Source organism: Sphingomonas sp. 22176 (genome assembly GCF_052045505.1).
Classification (GTDB): Bacteria; Pseudomonadota; Alphaproteobacteria; order Sphingomonadales; family Sphingomonadaceae; genus Sphingomonas.
On record NZ_JBQEPL010000003.1, the window covers coordinates 335,860 to 354,909 of the forward strand.

Here is a 19,050-nt window from a genome sequence, read left to right on the forward strand (position 1 = left end):
GCTAGCATAGAGAACGTCCATGACCAGCATGGCTCTCGCCCCCCGCACCGCCCTGTTCCTCCCCGCATCAAACCCGCGCGCGATAGCCAAGGCGCGCACGCTCGCCTGCGACATGGTGATCCTCGACCTCGAGGACGCGGTGAAGCCCGAGGACAAGGACGCGGCGCGCGAAGCCGCCGTGGCGGCGATGGCGGAGGGCTTCGGCGCGCGGATCGCCGCGATCCGTGTGAACGGCGTCGATTCGGCGGAGCACGGCGCGGATCTGGCCGCGGCCGCGCGCTCGGCAGCGGATTTGATCGTCGTTCCCAAGGTCGAGGATGCCGACACCGCCGCTCGGATCGCCGCGGCAGTCGGCAAGCCCCTGCTGGCGATGATCGAGACGCCCGCCGGGGTGCTCGCCGCCGCGGCTATCGCCGCGCAACCGGGCGTCGCGGGATTGATCGCCGGGACCAACGACCTCAAGGCGACCCTCGGCATTCCCTCGGCGGCGGGGCGGGGCGGGCTGTCGCTGGCGCTGCAGACCGTGGTGCTCGCGGCGCGGGCGGGAAATGCCTGGGCGCTCGATGGCGTGTTCAACGCGCTCGCCGATGCCGAAGGCCTCGCTGCCGAGTGCCGCGAGGGGCGCGCGCTGGGCTATGACGGCAAGACGTTGATCCACCCGGGCCAGATTGCGATCGCCGCAGAGGCCTTCGGCGCGACCGCCGAGGAAATCGCCGATGCCCGCGCCCTGCTCGCCGCCGCCCAAGGCGGTGCTGAGCGCTTCCGCGACCGCATGATCGAGGCGATGCACGTGGCCCAGGCCCGGCTGCTTCTCCAACGTGCTGGGGAAGTCGAATAAATCGCCGCGCCGGCATTCGCTCCGCCTGCAGTTGATCTATGTCTAATATATGGGCAATCTGCACAAGCTCGACAGGACGCTGCTCCAGGCGATCGGGGCGATCGAGGCGCTCCTCGCCATGCCCTGCTGCGACGTCGCCGAGCTTTCCCGACTCCGCTACCAGACCGCCCGCGCGGTTGCGGCGCGGCGCCGGGCCATGGACCTGCTGTTCAACGCCGCGACGGCCGAGGGCGGTGCCCGGGCGGCGGCGGTGCAGGCGGTGCGCGCCGGCAATCTCCAGATGCGGATGTTCTATACCGACCATACCGTCGCCTGGCCGACCACCCGCGCCGTGGCCGAGTGGCCGGACTATGTCGTCGCCTCCCGCAAGCTTGCCCAGGTCCTCCGGCGGCAGATCGAAATCGAACGCGTGCAATTCTATCCGGCGCTCCCATCGGTCGACGCCTGACGCTGCCCCCTAGCGCATCCGCACCCTTGCGGTTACATGGGCCGCCAACATTCGACTCAAGGATTTGGCGCACCCCATGGAAATCCCCCTCGGCCTCACGTTCGACGACGTCCTCCTCTATCCGGGCGAATCCGAAATCGTGCCGAGCATGGCGGATACGCGCACCTTCGTGACGAAGAACCTTGCCCTCAACATCCCGATCCTCTCCTCGGCGATGGATACCGTCACCGAAGCCGACATGGCGATCGTGATGGCGCAGCTCGGCGGCATCGGTGTGCTCCATCGCAACATGGAGGTGGACGAGCAGTGCGAGGCGGTCCGCGCGGTGAAGCGGTTCGAGAGCGGCATGGTCGTCAACCCGATCACCATGGCGCCCACCGGTACGCTCGCCGAGGCGCAGGCGCTGATGGCGCGGCACCGGATCAGCGGCATCCCGATCGTGGAAGCCAGCGGCAAGCTCGTCGGCATCCTGACCAATCGGGACGTCCGCTTCGCCGAGAACCCCAACCAGCTCGTCTCCGAGCTGATGACCCACCAGAACCTCGCCACGGTGAAGGTCGGCGTCGCGCAGGAAGAGGCGCGCCGCCTGCTCCACCAGCGCCGGATCGAGAAGCTGCTGGTCGTGGACGAAGGCTATCGCTGCGTCGGCCTGATCACGGTGAAGGACATCGAAAAGGCCGTCACCTATCCGCACGCCACCAAGGACGGCACCGGTCGCCTGTGCGTCGCCGCGGCGACCACTGTGGGCGACAAGGGCTTCGCGCGCACCGAGGCGCTGGTCGACGCCGAAGTCGACCTGATCGTGATCGACACCGCGCACGGCCACAACAAGGACGTCAGCCGCGCGGTCGAGCGGGTGAAGAAGCTTTCCAATCGCGTCCAGGTGATCGCCGGCAACATCGCGACCGCCGAAGCCGCACGCGCGCTGATCGATGCAGGCGCGGATGGCCTCAAGGTCGGCATCGGCCCGGGCTCGATCTGCACCACCCGCGTCGTCGCCGGCGTCGGCGTGCCGCAGCTCACCGCGGTGATGGACGCGGCCAACGAAGCCGCCAAGTCGGGGGTTCCGGTGATCGCCGATGGCGGCATCCGCACCTCGGGCGACATCGCCAAGGCGCTGGCCGCCGGCGCAAGCGCCGCGATGATCGGTTCGCTGCTCGCGGGTACCGAGGAAGCGCCGGGCGAGACCTTCCTGTACCAGGGCCGCGCCTACAAGTCGTATCGCGGCATGGGCTCGGTCGGTGCGATGGCCAAGGGCTCGGCCGACCGCTACTTCCAGCAGGACATCAAGGACCAGCTCAAGCTGGTGCCGGAAGGCATCGAGGGCCAGGTGCCGTACAAGGGCCCGGCGCGCGACGTGATCCACCAGCTGGTCGGCGGTGTGAAGGCCTCGATGGGCTATGTCGGCGCCGGCACCATCCCGGAATTCCAGCAAAAGGCGCGCTTCGTGCGCATCACCAATGCCGGCCTCAAGGAAAGCCACGTCCACGACGTGACGATCACCCGCGAGGCACCCAACTACCCGACGCGCTGAGCGTTCTAGCCGGTCGCAGCGGGCCTTTGCTCGTTCGCGACCGGCACCGGCACTGGCATCGGAACCGTGTCGGCATGGCGGACCTGGTTGCGGCCGCCGCGCTTCGCCGCATAGAGCGCGCGATCCGCTTCACGATACAGCTTGGCGAGGTCGATCCGGTGCCGCCCTTCGGCGACGCCGATGCTGATAGTCACCTGCCGGTCGCCGATCGCCGTGCGATGATCGCAGGCAGCGACCGCCTCGCGCACCTGCTCTGCAAAATCGATCGCGGTCGGGTCGGCGGCAATCGTCAACAGCGCGAACTCCTCGCCGCCGAGCCGGGCGACCACGCAGGTCGGACCTTCCCAGTGCGCCAGTTGCGTCGCGATCGTACACAGCACGATATCGCCCGCGTCATGGCCATGCTCGTCGTTGATCGCCTTGAACCGGTCGATATCGACCAGCAGCAACGCCACTGATGCCTGCGTGCGCGCCGCCGTGGCGATCAGCGCGTCGGCCGCTTCCAGAAACCCCCGGCGGTTGCGGATCGCCGTCAGCGGATCATGCTCGGCGAGCCGGCTGGCGCGCGCCTCGGCGGCACGGGCAAGATCGCGCTCGGTGCGCATGCGGGCGAGCCGGCGGCTGGCGGCGAAGGACAGCCACAGTGTCTGCCAGGCGGAGGCGAACAATACCAGGATCTGGGGACCACCACCCCAGAACGACGTGCCGAGATCGACCAGTTGGGTGAATCCCAGTGCCGCCATCGGCACCGACCAGGCGGCGAGCAAGTCGCGCGCCTCGACGCTGCCGCGACGTGCGCCGACGATCAGGCAGGCGAGCACGGCCACCAGATTGCCCAGCACGGCGACAGCGAGCGGCGGGCCGACGCTCTCGATCAACGGCCCGCGCGCCAGGGTCGCGGGGATCCCGATCGCGGCGACGGCGATGCCGAGCGCCAGCGCGGTCGCGCGCAGTGGCGCGGGTATCCGACCCTTCTCCAGCGCGCTCGTTGCGCTCAGGGTGGCAAGCAGGATCGATAGGGCGGAAAGTGCGGTGCTGGTCTGCGCTGCCGTGGTTCCCGCCATGCCCGGCAGGAGCAGCAGGCCGAATTGCGACCAGATCGCCCCCCACAGGAATACGGTGGCCGCCCAGGCGCCTTGCCAGCCGAGATAGCCGCGGCGCGTGCCGATGGCGAGTGACAGGTTATAGGCCGCCCCTGCCAGCACCAGCGTGAGCGCCGCCCCGATCAATGCGCCGAGGACGGCGGTTTCGATCCCTGCTTCGCCCGCCCCCATCAGGCGGAGCCGCAGCAGCGGATAGCTCGCCAGCCGGTCGACCCGCAGCGTGATCGAGGTGAGGGCGGTCTTCTGGTCGCGCGGCGTGAATGCGATCTGCGCACCGGGCCGCCAATGATCCCCGAAATCTCCGGCCCGGACCTCCTGCCATTCGATACTGCCATCGGCGTAGCGAAAGGCGACCGCCAGCCGATCGAACCGCGTCTGGTGGACGAGCAGCGTCGGGGACTTGCCGCGAATGCCGTAGCGCTGCGGGTCCAGCTGCAGCCACAGCCGCGTCGACTGGTAGCCCATGGGTCTTTCCCCGCAGCGGAAGCGCAGCGCGGGCAGCACCGCGGCTGGCCCGCTGATCGGCGAAACGGCGTGACAAACGCGCGAATCGAGCGGGATCGGCACCGCGTGAGCGGGCCAGGGCGCGACCATGCACCCCAGGGCCAGCATGCTCCATGCGCGAAGCAGGGCCCATATCGTAACGCGCCGCACCGAACTCTTATCCACGATCCCCACATCGCACCCCATGCGAAAGCCGGGGTGTACAAAGGATTGCGCGTGCTGGCTATCCGCCGCGAGCCGCAGGTGCTTTGCATTCCGCAGGCGTTCGGCCTAGCGCTGCCGGCATGACTCCTGCCGCACGTGTACAGATGGCGATCGACCTGCTCGATCAGGTGATCGCGGCCGCGCGCAACCGCGGTGCCGCTGCCGACGTGATCCTCGCGCGCTGGTTCGCCGAGCGGCGCTTCGCCGGCTCCAAGGACCGGCGAGCGGTGCGCGGCCTCGTTTATGATGCGATCCGGCTGTGCGGGGAGGTGCCGGTGTCCGGCCGCGCGGCGATGCTGGCGGTTGCACACGCCCAGCCGGCGCTGGCCGACCTGTTCGACGGCTCGCGCTATGGACCTGCCGCGATCGCCGAGGGCGAACCGGTGGCGAGGCAGGGCGTTGCCCCGGCATGGCTGGAGGCGGCGTTCGAGGCATCGGGGCTCGATGCGGACGAGCGGATGGCACTGCTCGACCGCGCCCCGCTCGACCTGCGGGTCAACCGGCTGAAGATGACCCCCGACGCCGTGGCCGCACTGTTCGACGGCGCCGAACGGCTCGCCTTCGCCCCCGATGCGCTGCGGCTGCCCGAGGACATGCCGGTCGATCGCAGCGACGCCTATGCCGAAGGCGGCTTCGAGGTGCAGGATGCCGGCAGCCAGCTGGTCAGCGCCCTGGCGGGTGCAGCACCCGGCATGACGGTAATCGATCTCTGCGCGGGCGGCGGCGGCAAGACGCTGGCGCTGGCGGCCGCGATGGCCAACCAGGGCCGGATCCTCGCCTGCGACGTCGACCGGGCGCGTCTCTCGAAGTTGATGCCGCGGGCCGAGCGCGCGGGCGTCACCATCGCCGAGACGCTGCTGCTCAACCCCGCGCGCGAAGCCGAAGCGCTAGCCGATTGGCGCGAGCAGGCGGATCTGGTCGTGGTCGACGCGCCCTGCTCGGGTACCGGCACGTGGCGGCGCAATCCGGAGGCGCGCTGGCGGCTGACCCCGCCGCAGCTCGATCGCTATGTCGATACCCAGGCGCATCTGCTCGACGTTGCCGCACGGCTGGTGCGGCCGGGCGGGGCACTGGTGCATATCGTCTGCTCGCTGCTCGATGCCGAGGGGGCGGGGCAGGTCGATCGCTTCGTGGCGGCGCAGCCCGGCTGGGCGACGGTGCCGCTCGATGCCCCCGCAGGGCGTCCCCGGGGCGAGGGGCTGCGGCTCACGCCGCTGCACGACACGACCGACGGGTTTTTTGTCGCGAAGCTGGTGCGGCAATGCTAGCCCGTGGCGATGGAGTTTCGGAGATGTTGATGCGGTTCACGACGATCTCGGTGGCGGCGGCGCTGCTGGTGCTGACGGTTTCGACCAGCCTGAGCGCGCAGCGGCCCGACAGCCAGCTGGAACCCCGCTCGGTCGAGCTGGTCCGCCAGGCGCGCAGTGCGCAGGCGGCGGGCAACCTTGGCGGGGCCAATGATCTGCTCGAAAGCGCGGTGGCGGTCGATCCGCGCAACCGCGAAGCCTTTGTGCTGCTGGCCGATATCGCCCGCGTGCAGAACCTTCCCGGCAAGGCGATCCGCTTCTATGGCGAGGCGCTCAAGCTCGATCCCAACGACGTGACCGCGCTGCGCGGTCAGGGTGAGGCGATGGTCGGCAAGGGTGCGATGACCCGCGCCAAGGACAATCTCGCCAAGATCAAGACGATCTGCAAGACGGGCTGCGCCGATGCGACCACGCTCGCCGCGACGATCGCCAAGGGCCCGCCGCCGACGCCGACCCCGGTCGCGGCCAATGACAATACGCCCAAGGAAGCGGCCAAGCCCTAAGCGGCTCAGCTGGAGGCGATCGCCGCCTCCAGCGCCCGCGCACGGCTTTCCTGCGCGGCGACGATTGCGGCGGCGCGGTCCATGGCGGCCTGGAGCGCCGGATAGTCCGGCTGGCCACCCTGGGCACGCTCGATTCGCAGCTGGTCCATGTCGGCGAGCGTAACCGCGGTGCGCGAACGGATGCCGTCGAGCACGCTGAGCGCAGTCTGCGCATCGAGCCACGGGCTCGTCCCCGCTGCCTGGCCGCGGGCGCGGGCGACCTTCGCCTCAGCATCCTTCGCCGCCGTCTGAAACTCGCCATCCGCCGAATCGATCTTCGCGGTGAGCGCAGCGATCCGTGCATCCAGCGCCGCATCGGGCGTGGCCTGCGGCACGGGACGCTCCGGCTCGGTGAAGTTCAGCCCTTCATTCGCCCGCGGTAGCAGCGAGGGATAGCGCGTGGCGGACTGGGCGCAGCCGGCGAGCAGTGCGGCGCCAGCGGCGAGAAGGGAGAGCGATCGCATGGGCTCGCCATATGCTTGTGGAAAACTTGGCGCAACGGGGTTGCGCTCTCCGATTTCCGCCGATAAACGCTCGCCTCCACCAAGCGCCCGTAGCTCAGCTGGATAGAGCATCAGACTACGAATCTGAGGGTCGGACGTTCGAATCGTTCCGGGCGCACCATATCCCCCGCCAGAGCAGCTGCTCGGCGGGGGTTTGTGTTTCTGGGGTCAGGCGCGCGCTTCGAGGCTGTCGAGGATCTTGCCGCCGGCCATGAACACCGCGATCGGGCACACCGCGAACAGCAGCTTGCCGCCCACGCCCGGATACAGGCTCATATAATGGAAGCCGCGCTCGACCGCGCCATTGGCGAGCCCGAAGATCACCAGGAACGCTTCGAACTTCGACTTGATCACGAAGAGGCGGCCGATGCGGTAGAGCATGGCCGGCACGCAGCAAGCCGCGTGCCAGTCCCGGAAAAGCGTCGGTTCTCAATCGGCGGTCATGGTAAACTGTCAATTAACCCGACAAGATCGAGCGCCTCCAGCAGCGCCGCGCGCGCGGCTTCGATGCGGGCTATCAGCGCCGGATCGGCGATGGCGTTGGGGTCAATGGCCTCGGGCCAATGCGCCTCGATGACCGTAGCGATGCGGTCGAGCTTGGCAGTATCGACCAGGAAGCGTGGGTCGATGCTCCTCGGATCGGCGACAACGCGCAGGCGGAGGCAGGCGGGGCCGCCGCCATTAGCCATCGATTCGCGCACATCGACCACCTCGACCCGGCGGATCGGTCCGTTGCCGGCGACATGTGCTTCCAGCCAGTTCCACACCGCTGGGGTGTCGCGCGCCTCGCTCGGCACGATCAGCACGGTGTCGCCACCCGGTACGGTGACCAGCTGCGCGTTGAACAGATAGGAGGCGATGGCGTCGGCGAGGCTCACTTGGTCGGCAGGCACTTCGACGATCTCGACCTCGGGCATTGCGGTGCGGAGGCGATCGTAGAAGCGGTCCTTGTCGGCAAAGGCCTGTTCGTGTGCGAACAGCACCCGGCCGTTGGCCACGGCGACGACATCGTTGTGGAAGGCACCGGCGGCGATCGCCTCTTCGGACTGCTGGACGAACAGGGTGCGCTCGGGATCGAGCAGGTGCCGCCGCGCGACCGCAGCGCTGGCATCCGGGTGCTGGCGGGCCGGGAAGGGGCCGCCTGCGATGCCGTAGACGAATATCTCCACGCCCGGCGCATCGTGGCCGGGCGCCAGTCGCATATGATTGGCCGCGCCTTCGTCGCCGAAGGGCGCGGGCACCGGGCCGTGGACCGCGAAGGCGGGATCGGCAAAGGCGAGGCGGAGCTGCGCCAGCGTCTCCGGCCACTCATGGCTGCGATGGGGCATCGTTACCAGGTTGGCGACGCTCAAATGGCAGCGGCCGTCGGCGGTGTCGGGTGCGGGCGAGACGGTGGCGGCGTTGGCAGCCCACATCGGCGAGGCGGAGAGCGCCTGCGCCTGGCTGTGCGGCGGCGCCTGCTCGTAGCGCAGCCCAAGCTGGGCTAGCCATGCATGGTCGGGCCGAATGTGCGGCAGCAGGATGCCCTGGTGCAGCCCGAGCGCGAGATTGGCGCGCATCTTGGCGATGCCTTGCAGTGCAGCAGCGCGGGGGTGCGACGAGGCCCCGCGGTTGCGCGTGGCGGCAAGGTTACCCGGGCTCAGACCCGCATAATTGTGGCTGGGTCCGACGATCCCGTCAAAATTTATCTCCACCAGCATCAGCGCGCCACCCACAGCACGCTGTCGCCCACCGACAGGCCCAGCGCCTCGGCCGAGACCGGGTCGAGGGTGATGCCGCCCTCGGACGGGGTAATCTGGGCGAGCGCCGACTGGAATTCGGACAGAGCGCCCGAGGCGACCAGCGCCGGCTCGCCGCCGCCGGCGATCGCCGCTATGGTCGCGCGCTGGGCCTCACGAACGGTCTTCACCTGATCGGTGCGGGCGGTCATAGTTGGGCCGCCATCGAAGATGTCGATATAACTTTCGAACGCAAAGCCTTCATTTTCCAGCATCCGCATCGCCGCGCGGCCGGAAGGGTGGGGCAGGCCTATGACGCCCCGCGCGCTTTCGGAGAGCATCGCGGTATAGACCGGATGCTTGGGCATCAGGTCGGCGATGAACTGGTTGCCATGGGTGGCGTTGAACTCGTCCGCCTGCTGGAAATTCATGCCGAAGAAGCGCCCGGCGACACCGTCCCAAAAAGGCGAGCCGCCTGCTTCGTCGATCACCCCGCGCAGTTCGGCCAGGATGCGGTCAGCGAAGCGCGCGCGATGCTGGGCGATGAACAGGTAGCGCGCGCGGGCGAGCAGCAGGCCGAGGCCGCCGGCGCGTTCGCCCGGGTGGAGGAACAATCCACCGACCTCGCTGCAGCCTTCGAGATCGTTTACCAGACTTAAGATTTCTGCGCGGAAAGTGCGCTTAAGTTCCTGACTGTGCTTGGTAACCGTGCCGATACGGTAGCTGTAGAAAGGCCATTTGTCGCCGACGCGGGTAAAGATCTGGCAGGTGCCGCGCACGTCGCCGGTCTCGACATTTTCGAGAATCAGCACGAACAGGTCGTCCGCCACCTCCGCATCTTCGCCACGCGCAAAGGCCGCATGGCTGCGATCGAGCTTGGCGCGCAGGGCGGGCTTGTCCGGCGGCAAATTGGTGAAGCCACCGCCGGTTAGCTTCGCCATTTCATACAAATGCTGAAGATCCTCGTCGCGCGCGGCGCGGATGCGGAAGCTGCTCATGGCCGGCCCCGCTCGGCAAGGCGGAGAAGGGTGAGGACCGAGAGCGCGGCGCGCTCGGGCAGGCTTTCGGGGATCAGAAATTCCTCCATGGAATGGATGGCGCCGCCGCGGGCGCCCATGGTGTCGACCACCGGCACCCCGCAGGCGGCAATGTTATTGCCGTCGCACACGCCGCCGGTCGCCTTCCAGGCGATGGATATGCCGAGATCGGCGCCGGCATCGCGGACGAGATCGAACAGGCGGCCGGCGGGCGGGTCGATCGGCTTGGGCGGTCGGTTGAAGCTGCCGTGCAGTTCGATCCGCACCTCGTGCGCGGCGGAGACCTGCGCGGTCGCGGTGTCGAGCGCGGCCTGAGCCCGGGCGGTGGCGGCAGCGTCGCCGGGGCGGAAGTTCACCCGCAAAATGGCGAGATCCGGCACGACATTGTTCGGGCCGCCGCCATCGATTCGCGCGGGGTTCACCGACAGGCCTGGCGCTTTCGCGTCCGCCAGCATCACCGCCAGCGCTGCTGCGGCGACGAGTGCGTTGCGGCCTTCTTCGGGGTTGCGGCCCGCATGGGCGCTGCGGCCGTGGACCACGAGCGAGAAATTGCCCGTACCGCCCCGTGCGCCGGCGAGCGTCCCGTCGGGTAGCGCAGGCTCATAGGTGAGCGCGGCCGCCTTGCCCTGCGCGACGCGGGCGATCAGCCCCCGCGACGAAAGCGACCCCGTCTCCTCGTCCGAGTTGATCAGCACCGTATAGCCCAGGCGCTCGGCCATCGGGCTCGCTTCGGCCGCTTCCAGTGCGGCGAGCATCAGGGACAGGCCGCCCTTCATGTCGGCCGCACCGGGGGCGTTGAGGCGGCCGTCCGCCAGCCACTGCGCCTGCTGAAACGGGTGATCGGCGGCGAACACCGTGTCCATATGCCCCGTCAGCAGCAGCTGTACCGGCGCGTTGGGCCGCACCGTCAGCAGCAGGTGGCGGCCATGGGCAAGCGGCTCGACGACACCGCCCGGCGTCACCGTTTCCACCGGCTCGGGCTCGACGAGTTCCAGCGCGCCGGGCAGGACCGAGAAAGCGTCGGCCAGCGTCGCCGCCATGGCGGACAGCCCCGCTAGGTTGCGGGTGCCGCTGTTGATTGCCGACCACTCCAGGGTCCTCTCCAGCATCGGCGCGGCTTGCGCGCGCTCGATCGCCGTCCGTTCGATCGCGGATAGCATGGTCATAGGCAGGTGGTAGCGCGGAACCAGTGCGGTTGAACACCCCCGGCCAGGCTGCGGGATCAGAAATCGACGACGAGCGCGGCGCGGCTGGTGGTGTCGGTGGTCAGGCGGCCCAGCGGCGGGGCGCTTTCATATTGGACGGTATAGCTGAACTGCGCAGAAAGCGGGCCGATCAGCCTGGCCAGCAGCGCCGACTTGGTCGCAACGGTGCTGTTGTCCCTCTCGACATAGGCCGAGGCCTGCTGGGTGATCGACATGCCGCGCGACAACTTCCAGGCGAAATCGAGCGAGCCGCGCGCCGCGATGTTGTTCTCGGTCGGCGCGCCGATGAAGCGCGTGTAGCGATAGGCAGGCCCGAGTTCGACATCGAGCTTGACCGCCGAACTCTTGATCGCGCTGTAGCCGGCACCGACCGACATCGAGACACGGTCGCCGAAGCCGGAGAAGCGATCGCTTTCATATTGTGCGGCGCCGTACATATAGGCGCGGCTATCGAACTTCCAGTTGGGCTCGTACGCGGCGAGATAGCGTTCGCGCGTGGTGATGCCCAGGCTCTCCTGATAGTCTGCCTGCACGCGAACCTTGTGGCGCCACTCGATGCCTTCGCGCTTTACCTCGGCAGCGGCGGTGACGCCGATATTTTCCGAATTGCCGGTCTGCACATAGCCGCCGAGCTCGATATGACCCTTTACCAGCTGGAGGAAATGGGCCTCGCGCAACGCCTGTTGCGTCACCTCGCGGCGGCTCGACCGCCAATCGCCGGCGATCTTCGCGACCAGCGGGGCGCTCGCCGGATCGGCGGTCTTGGCATATTTGACGATGACCGCGACATCGGCCTCGTTACCCGAACTCATTGCCGCGTCGAGCATCGCCTTGATCGTCGGCGGGATCGGCGGATCCTCGGCGTTGGCGAGCAGAAGCGGAAAGGCAAGGAGGAGGGCACGCATCACATATTCGTCCTAGCCATGATTTCGCGGCGCAAAAAGGGCAGACGGTCCCATCTGTACCACGCATGGGCTTAGCGGCGGCCGCGCGGACAGGTTGCGGGGCGGCGGCGGGGCGCAGACGGTAGTACGCATGGAAAAGCAGGCAGTGGTGTTCGGAGCGTCGGGCGGGATCGGCGGCGCACTCGTGGCGCAGCTCGCCGCCGACCCTTTGATCGCGCGGATCTACGCGGGTAGCCGTCGCCCTGGCGCATCGGCGGACGCCAAGCTGGTGCCGTTCGCCTTCGATCTGACAGACGAGGCGAGCATCGCCGCCGCGGCCGCCGGGTTGGAGGGGTCGGTGGACCTGGTGTTCGTGGCGACGGGCATGTTGCACCGCGCCGGCGGTCCTTCGCCGGAAAAGGCACTGCGGGCGCTGGACGGCGCGGCGATGGCCGAGTTGTTCGCGGTCAACGCGATCGGACCCGCGCTGATCGCCAAGCACTTCGCGCCCATGCTGCCGCGCGATCGCCGCGGGGTGTTTGCGGCATTGTCGGCACGGGTTGGGTCGATCGCCGACAACCGGCTCGGCGGCTGGCACAGTTACCGCGCGTCCAAGGCGGCGCTCAACATGCTGATGGTGAACCTCGCCATCGAGCTGCGGCGAACTCACCCGCAAGCGGTTGTCGCAGCACTGCATCCGGGTACCGTCGATACGGGTCTCTCCGCGCCGTTCCAGCGGGCGGTGGCGCCGAAAAAGCTATTCGATGCAGATAGAAGTGCAGGTTATCTGCTAGGCGTTCTCAACCATTTGAGTCCCAAGGATTCGGGCGGCCTGTTCGCGTGGGACGGCTCCCGCATCCCCTACTGAGGGAGGCGCTTCTCGACGAGCTCACGCAGCCCCACATGTGCCTTCAGCCTGGCGGCGAGCAGCGCCATGCCGCTGATCTTGCGCTGGACGAACAGCGTGTCGGCGGGCGGTACGTGCCATACCGCACGATCCTCGACCATCTGCATGCCTTCGCCGCGCACCGCCTGGAGGAAGCTGCGGTCGCCGAAATCGAAATCGTCGGCACGGTCGGTCTGTTCGAGGATCAGCGCGATCATCCGGTCGATCACCGCCGGATGGCGCTCCAGCGCGGCTGCACTGAAAAAGCCGAGCTCCAATGCGGCATTGCGTACGGCAGCACGATCGCTGTTCAGTCCGGCCTTCAGGAGGTTACGGTATCCATTTGTGATCGCGTCCGAAACGGGCATGGCCGCGCCGAAATCGAGCAGCACTAGCCGCCCCGTTTCGGGCTCGTAGCGATAGTTGGCGAAATTGGGATCGGTCTGGATGAAGGCGAAGGCGAACAGCTCCTGGAGCACCAGATCAATCAGCGCGGTGGTCACGCGGTTGCGCTCGCCCTGATCCGCCGCCTCCAGCGTCTCGATCGGCTTGGCGGCGATATAGTCCATTGCCAGCACGTTGACGGTCGACAGTTCGGGCACCGGGCGCGGCACCAGATAGCGGTCATCGCCGGCGAGGTGATCGGCATAGCGCGTCATCATTGCGGCTTCGCGGACATAATCCGCTTCGTCATGGAGCTGGCGCTTGGCCTCGCCGAGCAGCGGCGCGATGTCGAGGCCCTTGGGCAGCAGCCCGGAGAGGCGGAGCAAGGTCGCGACATTGTCGACATCGGCGTCGATGCTTTCGCGCACACCGGGATATTGCACCTTGATCGCGAGCATCCGTCCGTCGGGCAGCCGGGCGCGGTGGACCTGGCCGATCGAAGCCGCCGCCATCGGATGCGCCTCGAACAAGGCGAAGCGGCGGCGCCAGTCGGCACCCCATTCCTTGGCCAGCACCTGCTGCAGCTGGGCAGGGGGCATGTGATGCGCGCGGTCGCGGAGGCGGGCGAGGATCTGGGTAAGTTCGTCGGGCAGCACGTCGCCGGCGTCGAGCGAGATCATCTGCCCCAGCTTCATCGCCGCGCCGCGCAGCTGGGCCAGCTGCTCGGTGGCGCGGGCGACGTTGCCGGGGGTGAGGACGAGGTCGCGCAGCTGCGGGCGCTCGCCGGCGACCAGTCGCTTGGCGCCCTCCGCCAGCACGTTGCCGGCCACGCCGCCGGCCAGCCGCCCCATCACGCCGAAGCGGGCGAGCCGCCCCTTGGGCACCGCACGCGAGCGGCCGTCATATCCCGTGTCATCCGCCATGCCGTTCCCTTTCGCGCATCCAGCGCTGGAGTCTGGGTCGAACGCGCAGGAAGGCGCGATAGAGCCGTTCGAGTGCCCAGGTGGCCCCGGGCAGCAGCGCCAGCAAGCCCAAGGGCCGCAGCAGCGGGACCGCGCGCCACATCGCCGCAAACGCCGCCGCGCCGCTATAGAAGCGACCCTGCGCGTCGCTGACATGGAAGCGCGCGAGCAGATCGCCGCGGTCGAGCGGACAGCTGCTGGTGTCGTCGCTGACGTCGACGAAGCGGAGCCGCCCGCGGTGATCGAGCCGTCGCATTAGCGCGATCTCGCGGATGCATAGAGGACAGCCGCCATCATACCAGACGGTCAGCGGTTCAGCCATTCCAGCGGCTCCCAGCGGGCACCAGCGCGTCGAGGAAGCGCGCGGCATCGTCGGCAATCTCGGCCTTGCGCTCCTCCGTCATGCGGTCGAGGTTGCGGACGATCGGTCCCATCCGCTGATTGCGCGCGAAGCGGTCGCGGTGGCGGGCGATGAAGTCCCAGTAGAGATAGTTGAACGGGCAGGCGTCCGGCCCGGCCTTCAGCTTTACCTTGTAGCGGCAGCCGGCGCAGTAATCGGACATGCGATCGATATAGGCGCCGCTCGCCGCATAGGGCTTGGAGCCCATGATCCCGCCATCAGCGAACAGCGCCATGCCGATCGTGTTGGGCATCTCCACCCATTCATAGGCATCGGCATAGACCGCCATGTACCAGACATGGACCAGGTATGGGTCGATGCCGGCGAGCAGTGCGAAATTGCCAGTGACCATCAGCCGCTGGATATGATGGGCATAGGCATGCGCGCGGGTCTGCTCCACCGCGTCGCGGATGCAGGCCATGTCCGTCTCGGCGGTCCAGTAGAAGTCGGGGAGCGGACGGTGGGCTTCCAGCGCGTTGGCCTCGGCATAGCGGGGCATATGCAGCCAGTAGATGCCCCGCACATATTCGCGCCAGCCGAGGATCTGACGGATGAAGCCCTCAGCCGAGTTGATCGGCACCCGCCCAGCGCGCCATTCGGCCTCGGCGCGGCGGCAGAGGTCGAGCGGTTCGAGCAGGCCGATGTTCAGATAAAGTGCGAGGTGCGCGTGGAACAGCACGGGCTCGCCGCGGCGCATCGCGTCCTGATAGTCGCCGAAGCGGGGCAGGGCGTGGGCGAGGAAATGGTCGCGGGCCTTCTCGGCGTCGGCGCGGGTGACGGCGAGCGCGAAGGGTTGCAGGTCGCCGAAATTGTTTGGGAAGCGGCGCTCGACCAGGTCGAGCACGTCGCGGGTGATCGCATCGGGCTCAAACGCCGGGAGCGCCGGCGGCTCGGTGCCGGGGGGCGGCGTGCCGCGATTGTCGTGATCGTAGTTCCATTCGCCGCCGGCAGGTTGATCGCCGTCCATCAGCAGCCGGGTGCGGCGGCGCATGTCGCGGTAGAAATACTCCATCCGGAGCTGGCGGCGGCCCTGTGCCCAGGCGCGGAAGCCTGCCGGGTCGATCAGGAAGCGGGCATCGGGCAGCAGGGTGAGGTCGGGCACCGCTGCGAGTGCCTGGCGGAGGCGCCATTCGCCCGGCTCGGTGCAGAGAATTTCCTCGATGTCGAGGTCCTCGCGGGCACGCTCGATCTCGCCCGTCAGGCTGCCGAGGTTCTCCGGATCGTCGAGCCGGGTGTAGCGGACCTGCCAGCCCTCGGTGCGCAGTTCCTCGGCGAAATGGCGCATCGCCGAAAAGACGAAGGCGAGCTTCTTCTTGTGGTGCGGAACGTAGCGCGCCTCTTCCGCGACCTCCGCCATCAGCACCACATCCTCGGCCGGATCGGCTTCGGCGAGCGAGGACAGTCCAGCGGTGAGCTGGTCGCCGAGGATGAGGATCAGCCGGGCCATGACCAGCCATGTGGGGTAGGGGGCGCCCGCGAGCGCGATGTCTTTTCGGACAGGTTGAGCGCTGGCGGCGCGCAGGCGATCCCGATGGAATGGAAAACCACGCCTCGCTCGCCCCTGCCGCGCGGATGCTCGGCTATGCCGGCCTCTTGCCGCTGATCGGCTGCGTCGCCGGTCTGGTGCTGCTGCCGATGCACCGCGCGCTGCTGCTCGACGCCGGGTTCGGCTATGCCGCGCTGATCTTCAGCTTTCTCGGCGGTCTCTGGTGGGGGCAGGGCGTGGCACGCGGCAAGGCGTCCCCTGCGCTGTTCACCGTCGCGGTGGTACCGTCGCTGATCGCCTGGGGGCTGATGCTGCTAAGGCTGCTTGGCTGGACCACACAAGAGGCACTGCTGGGGCTCGGCGCGGCAATCCTGCTCTCGCCGATCGTCGACCTCGCGCTGGAGCGAAAGCAGGCGAGCGTGCAGGGCTGGATCGCGCTGCGCCTCCAGCTTTCCACCGGGCTCGGCGCGCTGACGCTGGCGCTCGCCGTCCTCTGATCAGGCGGCGGCTGCCGCGCTTCCGATCATCGTGCCGAGCCGATGGCCGGAGAGCCAGGCCAGCTCGACCCGCGGCCCCTGCAGCCAGTCCCCGCAGGCGCCCAGCCGCAGCGCACCGTTCCACAGCGCACCCTTGTCGATGCCCGGCGTCATCGCGAAGCGCCAGCGATGCGCGGCGAGGTAGCGGACCGCCGGCACTGCGCCCTCGGCATGCGCGAGCAGCGCGTCGAGCAGCGCCTGCGCCACAGTGTCGGCCGCGTCTTCGAGATGCTGGGTCGACCAGGAACCATGGCCCTGCACCACCCAGGTTTCCCCGTCATGGCGTCCGGGCTTGGCGCCGTCGCGCGCGGCCCAGCCGATGATGCCGTGCTGGCGGATGCTGTCGGTCGCGATCGGCACGCGGTCCTCGAACGCGATCATCGCTGTCCAGCAGGGCTGCGAGCGCGCGGCCATCGCGTCGGCGGCCATCATCAGGTCGTGCGTGCCGAGGATCGCCGCGGCCTGCTCGGCCGGCAGCGCGATGATCGCCGCGTCGAAAGGACCGTGCTGCTGCGCCTGCAGCCGGACGTGCCAGCCCTGCGCGTTGCGGGTAAGACCGACGACATGGTGGCCGAAATGGACCTGGTGCGACGACGCCATGTGGCGCACCGGCGCATTCATCGTCGGCGTGCCGACCCAGGCATCCGGCCCGGCTTCGTCCCACGGGCTGGCCACGCCCTGCGCCTGCCAATCCTGCACCAGGCGCCGGAAGCGATCGTCGCGCGCGGTGAAGTACTGCGCGCCGTGATCGAACTGGAGCGTTTTGCCGTCGACCTCGACCCGCCGGGTCGACATCCGCCCACCGGGGCCGCGGCCCTTGTCGAACAGGGTCACCCGGTGCCCGGCGGCACGCAGCTGATCGGCACAGGCCAGGCCGGCAATGCCGGCGCCGAGGATCACGACGTCCATCTGCGCGGTCCCGCTCAATAGCCCATCAGCGACATCAGCTCGGCCCGGCTGCTGCGATCCTCGAGGAAGCAGCCCAGCATCCGGCTGGTCACCATGCCGACGCCGTGGGTCTTCACCCCGCGCCCGGTCATGCAGCCATGCTGCGCCTCGATCACCACCGCGACGCCGGCGGGCTTGAGATGGGTCCAGATCGCCTGCGCGATCTCGGCGGTCAGCCGCTCCTGGATCTGCAGGCGGCGGGCATAGCCGTGGAGCACGCGGGCGAGCTTGGAGATGCCGACCACCCGGTCCTTCGGCAGATAGGCGATCGACGCCTTGCCGATGATCGGCGCGAGGTGGTGCTCGCAGTGCGATTGAAAGGGAATGTCCTTCAGCAGCACGATCTCGTCATATCCCGCCACCTCCTCGAAGGTGCGGGAAAGGTGCATGCCGGGATCTTCGTCATAGCCGGCGCAATATTCGCGCCATGCCTTGGCGTGGCGGAGGGGCGTGTCGCGCAGCCCTTCGCGCTCCGGATCTTCGCCGACCCAGCGGAGCAGCGTACGGACCGCTTCCTGCACCTCCTCCGGGACCATTTCCTGCGGAGCTTCGTTGTCGGCCCGTTCTATATCGTTGCAGAAGAAGTTCATCGGGCCTACCTTTCGTTTCACCGGCAGCGTTTGCGTGGCACGCCGGCATCGAGTGTCCTCCACATGAGGAACCCGGGTAAAACCGGGAACATGGACAAAAGGGTATGCAGATTTGCGGCCCCAAAAGGATGCGGAAAGCCGACCAATGCCACTAGCCGACATGATCGCCGGAAGCGCCGTTGCCGCGGTGCTCAGCAACCCCCGACTACCCGACAATCCGATCGTCGATTGCAACGACGCCTTCGTGGCGCTGACCGGCTATCGACGCGACGAGATCCTCGGCCGCAATTGCCGGTTCCTCGCCGGCGACAAGACCGAGCCATGGCTGAGCGAAGCGCTGAGCGCCGGGGTACGCGAGAAGCGCCCGGTGATGGTGGAGATCCTCAACTACAAGAAGGACGGCACGCCGTTCCGCAACGCGCTGCTGGTGGCGCCGATCTTCGGCGAGGACGGCGAGCTCGAATATTTCCTCGGCTCGCAGATGGAAGTCGAGGGGCCGAAGGACGGCACTGCGCACCGCGCCACGATCGCGCGCGACAAGATCGGCGCGCTGTCGCCGCGCCAGCGATCGGTGTTGATCGCGATGGCGGCGGGCAAGCTCAACAAGCAGATCGCTTACGACCTCGGGCTGACCGAGCGGACGATCAAGATGCACCGCGCGGCGATGTTCCGCGCCCTTGGCGTGCGCACCGCGGCGGACGCTGTGCGAATGGCGATCGAAGCGGGCTATTGAGTCACGAAAAAGGGGCGCCCCTGGAGGGACGCCCCTGATCGGTTCGGCCGGTACGGCTTATTGCGCGTTGGCGGCCGGCATGTCGGCGCCGTTGTCGGGCGCGGCGTTCCCGATCATCGCCTCGGCTTCGGCATTGGCGCGGTCCTCGGCGTCGTTCTGGTAGATCATCGCATTGGCCTCGGGCGCGACGTTCGCGCCGTCGGACAGATTGCCTTCGCCGCCGCCGCATGCCGCAAGCGGCGTCAGCAGGGCTGCCGCAGCCATCAGGCGAAGCTTGGTCATCCGGTTGCTCCTACGT

21 protein-coding genes and 1 tRNA gene are annotated in these 19,050 nt (G+C 68.3%); 9 read left to right on the forward strand and 13 right to left on the reverse strand.

Features of this window, described 5'->3' with window-relative positions:
* Window positions 1–19 precede the first annotated feature (19 nt).
* From ACTJKY_RS13500 to guaB, 3 genes are all read left to right on the forward strand, one after another.
* Entirely contained in the window at window positions 20–838 is an 819-nt protein-coding gene (locus ACTJKY_RS13500) for an HpcH/HpaI aldolase/citrate lyase family protein (RefSeq protein WP_440846656.1), read from the forward strand.
* A gap of 49 nt (window positions 839–887) precedes the next feature.
* Window positions 888–1,286: a hypothetical protein gene (locus ACTJKY_RS13505; RefSeq protein ID WP_440846657.1), complete on the forward strand. Its 399-nt coding sequence runs from the start codon at window positions 888–890 to the stop codon at window positions 1,284–1,286.
* 76 nt (window positions 1,287–1,362) lie between these two features.
* Window positions 1,363–2,820, forward strand: a complete 1,458-nt coding sequence (gene guaB, locus ACTJKY_RS13510; protein ID WP_440846658.1) for an IMP dehydrogenase — start codon at window positions 1,363–1,365, stop codon at window positions 2,818–2,820.
* 5 nt (window positions 2,821–2,825) lie between these two features.
* On the opposite strand, the gene ACTJKY_RS13515 is transcribed toward guaB, so the two are convergent.
* Complete coding sequence (locus ACTJKY_RS13515) at window positions 2,826–4,388, reverse strand: diguanylate cyclase domain-containing protein (protein ID WP_440846659.1); 1,563 nt, start codon at window positions 4,386–4,388, stop codon at window positions 2,826–2,828.
* Between the two features lie 323 nt (window positions 4,389–4,711).
* On the opposite strand from ACTJKY_RS13515, the gene ACTJKY_RS13520 reads away from it, so the two are divergent.
* Together ACTJKY_RS13520 and ACTJKY_RS13525 are read left to right on the forward strand one after the other, a co-directional pair.
* A complete protein-coding gene (locus ACTJKY_RS13520; RefSeq protein WP_440846660.1) occupies window positions 4,712–5,899 on the forward strand; it encodes an RsmB/NOP family class I SAM-dependent RNA methyltransferase in 1,188 nt (395 codons plus the stop codon).
* Between the two features lie 29 nt (window positions 5,900–5,928).
* Window positions 5,929–6,441, forward strand: coding sequence for a tetratricopeptide repeat protein (locus ACTJKY_RS13525; RefSeq protein ID WP_440846850.1), 513 nt, complete (start codon window positions 5,929–5,931; stop codon window positions 6,439–6,441).
* 5 nt (window positions 6,442–6,446) lie between these two features.
* Here ACTJKY_RS13525 and ACTJKY_RS13530 read toward each other — a convergent pair whose 3' ends face one another.
* Window positions 6,447–6,944: a hypothetical protein gene (locus tag ACTJKY_RS13530; RefSeq protein ID WP_440846661.1), complete on the reverse strand. Its 498-nt coding sequence runs from the start codon at window positions 6,942–6,944 to the stop codon at window positions 6,447–6,449.
* Window positions 6,945–7,027: 83 nt separating this feature from the next.
* Here ACTJKY_RS13530 and ACTJKY_RS13535 point away from each other — a divergent pair.
* A tRNA-Arg gene (locus ACTJKY_RS13535) sits at window positions 7,028–7,104 on the forward strand.
* A 47-nt stretch (window positions 7,105–7,151) separates the two neighbouring features.
* Here the strand turns inward: ACTJKY_RS13535 and ACTJKY_RS13540 are convergent.
* From ACTJKY_RS13540 to ACTJKY_RS13560, 5 genes are read right to left on the reverse strand one after another with little or no spacing between them, the layout of a single operon-like run.
* On the reverse strand, window positions 7,152–7,364 hold the full coding sequence (locus tag ACTJKY_RS13540; RefSeq protein ID WP_121076869.1) for a hypothetical protein: 213 nt from the start codon (window positions 7,362–7,364) through the stop codon (window positions 7,152–7,154).
* Window positions 7,365–7,423: 59 nt separating this feature from the next.
* Window positions 7,424–8,683, reverse strand: a complete 1,260-nt coding sequence (locus ACTJKY_RS13545) for an N-succinylarginine dihydrolase (RefSeq protein WP_440846662.1) — start codon at window positions 8,681–8,683, stop codon at window positions 7,424–7,426.
* Window positions 8,683–9,699: an arginine N-succinyltransferase gene (locus ACTJKY_RS13550; RefSeq protein WP_440846663.1), complete on the reverse strand. Its 1,017-nt coding sequence runs from the start codon at window positions 9,697–9,699 to the stop codon at window positions 8,683–8,685. The genes ACTJKY_RS13545 and ACTJKY_RS13550 overlap by 1 nt, the downstream gene beginning before the upstream one ends.
* On the reverse strand, window positions 9,696–10,904 hold the full coding sequence (locus ACTJKY_RS13555; protein WP_440846664.1) for a hydrolase: 1,209 nt from the start codon (window positions 10,902–10,904) through the stop codon (window positions 9,696–9,698). Before ACTJKY_RS13555 ends, ACTJKY_RS13550 begins: the two co-directional genes overlap by 4 nt.
* 56 nt (window positions 10,905–10,960) lie before the next feature.
* On the reverse strand, window positions 10,961–11,848 hold the full coding sequence (locus ACTJKY_RS13560; RefSeq protein WP_440846665.1) for a DUF481 domain-containing protein: 888 nt from the start codon (window positions 11,846–11,848) through the stop codon (window positions 10,961–10,963).
* 130 nt (window positions 11,849–11,978) lie between these two features.
* On the opposite strand from ACTJKY_RS13560, the gene ACTJKY_RS13565 reads away from it, so the two are divergent.
* Window positions 11,979–12,695 carry an SDR family NAD(P)-dependent oxidoreductase gene (locus ACTJKY_RS13565; RefSeq protein WP_440846666.1) on the forward strand — a complete coding sequence of 239 codons (717 nt, stop codon included), beginning with the start codon at window positions 11,979–11,981 and terminating at the stop codon, window positions 12,693–12,695.
* Here the strand turns inward: ACTJKY_RS13565 and ACTJKY_RS13570 are convergent.
* The 3 genes from ACTJKY_RS13570 to ACTJKY_RS13580 are packed head-to-tail and all read right to left on the reverse strand — an operon-like array spanning window position 12,689 to window position 15,906.
* Complete coding sequence (locus tag ACTJKY_RS13570) at window positions 12,689–14,020, reverse strand: ABC1 kinase family protein (protein WP_440846667.1); 1,332 nt, start codon at window positions 14,018–14,020, stop codon at window positions 12,689–12,691. The two genes, ACTJKY_RS13565 and ACTJKY_RS13570, sit on opposite strands and share 7 nt — an antisense overlap.
* Window positions 14,010–14,381: a thiol-disulfide oxidoreductase DCC family protein gene (locus ACTJKY_RS13575; RefSeq protein WP_121076881.1), complete on the reverse strand. Its 372-nt coding sequence runs from the start codon at window positions 14,379–14,381 to the stop codon at window positions 14,010–14,012. Before ACTJKY_RS13575 ends, ACTJKY_RS13570 begins: the two co-directional genes overlap by 11 nt.
* The gene (locus ACTJKY_RS13580; RefSeq protein ID WP_440846668.1) at window positions 14,374–15,906 is read right to left on the reverse strand and encodes a cryptochrome/photolyase family protein; all 1,533 of its coding nucleotides are present in this window, start codon (window positions 15,904–15,906) and stop codon (window positions 14,374–14,376) included. Before ACTJKY_RS13580 ends, ACTJKY_RS13575 begins: the two co-directional genes overlap by 8 nt.
* An 89-nt stretch (window positions 15,907–15,995) precedes the next feature.
* Here ACTJKY_RS13580 and ACTJKY_RS13585 point away from each other — a divergent pair, with 89 nt between their 5' ends.
* Window positions 15,996–16,442, forward strand: coding sequence for a DUF3429 domain-containing protein (locus tag ACTJKY_RS13585; RefSeq protein ID WP_440846669.1), 447 nt, complete (start codon window positions 15,996–15,998; stop codon window positions 16,440–16,442).
* On the opposite strand, the gene ACTJKY_RS13590 is transcribed toward ACTJKY_RS13585, so the two are convergent.
* Both ACTJKY_RS13590 and folE read right to left on the reverse strand, forming a co-directional pair.
* On the reverse strand, window positions 16,443–17,390 hold the full coding sequence (locus tag ACTJKY_RS13590; RefSeq protein ID WP_440846670.1) for an NAD(P)/FAD-dependent oxidoreductase: 948 nt from the start codon (window positions 17,388–17,390) through the stop codon (window positions 16,443–16,445).
* A gap of 14 nt (window positions 17,391–17,404) precedes the next feature.
* Entirely contained in the window at window positions 17,405–18,019 is a 615-nt protein-coding gene (gene folE / locus ACTJKY_RS13595; RefSeq protein WP_440846671.1) for a GTP cyclohydrolase I FolE, read from the reverse strand.
* A 145-nt stretch (window positions 18,020–18,164) separates the two neighbouring features.
* Between folE and ACTJKY_RS13600 the strand changes: the two genes are divergently transcribed.
* The gene (locus ACTJKY_RS13600; RefSeq protein WP_440846672.1) at window positions 18,165–18,752 is read left to right on the forward strand and encodes a PAS domain-containing protein; all 588 of its coding nucleotides are present in this window, start codon (window positions 18,165–18,167) and stop codon (window positions 18,750–18,752) included.
* A gap of 57 nt (window positions 18,753–18,809) precedes the next feature.
* Here the strand turns inward: ACTJKY_RS13600 and ACTJKY_RS13605 are convergent, their stop codons facing one another.
* Window positions 18,810–19,034: a hypothetical protein gene (locus tag ACTJKY_RS13605; protein ID WP_141985581.1), complete on the reverse strand. Its 225-nt coding sequence runs from the start codon at window positions 19,032–19,034 to the stop codon at window positions 18,810–18,812.
* Window positions 19,035–19,050 lie beyond the last annotated feature (16 nt).

Excerpts from the sequence above, each read along its gene's own strand:
- ACTJKY_RS13560 (WP_440846665.1), bottom strand. The coding sequence starts at position 11,848 with ATGCGTGCCCTCCTCCTTGCCTTTCCGCTTCTGCTCGCCAACGCCGAG.
- ACTJKY_RS13500 (WP_440846656.1), top strand. The coding sequence starts at position 20 with ATGACCAGCATGGCTCTCGCCCCCCGCACCGCCCTGTTCCTCCCCGCA.
- ACTJKY_RS13555 (WP_440846664.1), bottom strand. The coding sequence starts at position 10,904 with ATGACCATGCTATCCGCGATCGAACGGACGGCGATCGAGCGCGCGCAA.
- ACTJKY_RS13565 (WP_440846666.1), top strand. The coding sequence starts at position 11,979 with ATGGAAAAGCAGGCAGTGGTGTTCGGAGCGTCGGGCGGGATCGGCGGC.
- folE (WP_440846671.1), bottom strand. The coding sequence starts at position 18,019 with ATGAACTTCTTCTGCAACGATATAGAACGGGCCGACAACGAAGCTCCG.
- ACTJKY_RS13570 (WP_440846667.1), bottom strand. The coding sequence starts at position 14,020 with ATGGCGGATGACACGGGATATGACGGCCGCTCGCGTGCGGTGCCCAAG.
- ACTJKY_RS13605 (WP_141985581.1), bottom strand. The coding sequence starts at position 19,034 with ATGACCAAGCTTCGCCTGATGGCTGCGGCAGCCCTGCTGACGCCGCTT.
- ACTJKY_RS13575 (WP_121076881.1), bottom strand. The coding sequence starts at position 14,381 with ATGGCTGAACCGCTGACCGTCTGGTATGATGGCGGCTGTCCTCTATGC.
- ACTJKY_RS13580 (WP_440846668.1), bottom strand. The coding sequence starts at position 15,906 with ATGGCCCGGCTGATCCTCATCCTCGGCGACCAGCTCACCGCTGGACTG.
- ACTJKY_RS13540 (WP_121076869.1), bottom strand. The coding sequence starts at position 7,364 with ATGCTCTACCGCATCGGCCGCCTCTTCGTGATCAAGTCGAAGTTCGAA.
- ACTJKY_RS13590 (WP_440846670.1), bottom strand. The coding sequence starts at position 17,390 with ATGGACGTCGTGATCCTCGGCGCCGGCATTGCCGGCCTGGCCTGTGCC.
- ACTJKY_RS13550 (WP_440846663.1), bottom strand. The coding sequence starts at position 9,699 with ATGAGCAGCTTCCGCATCCGCGCCGCGCGCGACGAGGATCTTCAGCAT.
- guaB (WP_440846658.1), top strand. The coding sequence starts at position 1,363 with ATGGAAATCCCCCTCGGCCTCACGTTCGACGACGTCCTCCTCTATCCG.
- ACTJKY_RS13505 (WP_440846657.1), top strand. The coding sequence starts at position 888 with ATGGGCAATCTGCACAAGCTCGACAGGACGCTGCTCCAGGCGATCGGG.
- ACTJKY_RS13585 (WP_440846669.1), top strand. The coding sequence starts at position 15,996 with ATGGAAAACCACGCCTCGCTCGCCCCTGCCGCGCGGATGCTCGGCTAT.
- ACTJKY_RS13520 (WP_440846660.1), top strand. The coding sequence starts at position 4,712 with ATGACTCCTGCCGCACGTGTACAGATGGCGATCGACCTGCTCGATCAG.
- ACTJKY_RS13515 (WP_440846659.1), bottom strand. The coding sequence starts at position 4,388 with ATGGGCTACCAGTCGACGCGGCTGTGGCTGCAGCTGGACCCGCAGCGC.
- ACTJKY_RS13545 (WP_440846662.1), bottom strand. The coding sequence starts at position 8,683 with ATGCTGGTGGAGATAAATTTTGACGGGATCGTCGGACCCAGCCACAAT.
- ACTJKY_RS13530 (WP_440846661.1), bottom strand. The coding sequence starts at position 6,944 with ATGCGATCGCTCTCCCTTCTCGCCGCTGGCGCCGCACTGCTCGCCGGC.
- ACTJKY_RS13525 (WP_440846850.1), top strand. The coding sequence starts at position 5,929 with ATGCGGTTCACGACGATCTCGGTGGCGGCGGCGCTGCTGGTGCTGACG.
- ACTJKY_RS13600 (WP_440846672.1), top strand. The coding sequence starts at position 18,165 with ATGCCACTAGCCGACATGATCGCCGGAAGCGCCGTTGCCGCGGTGCTC.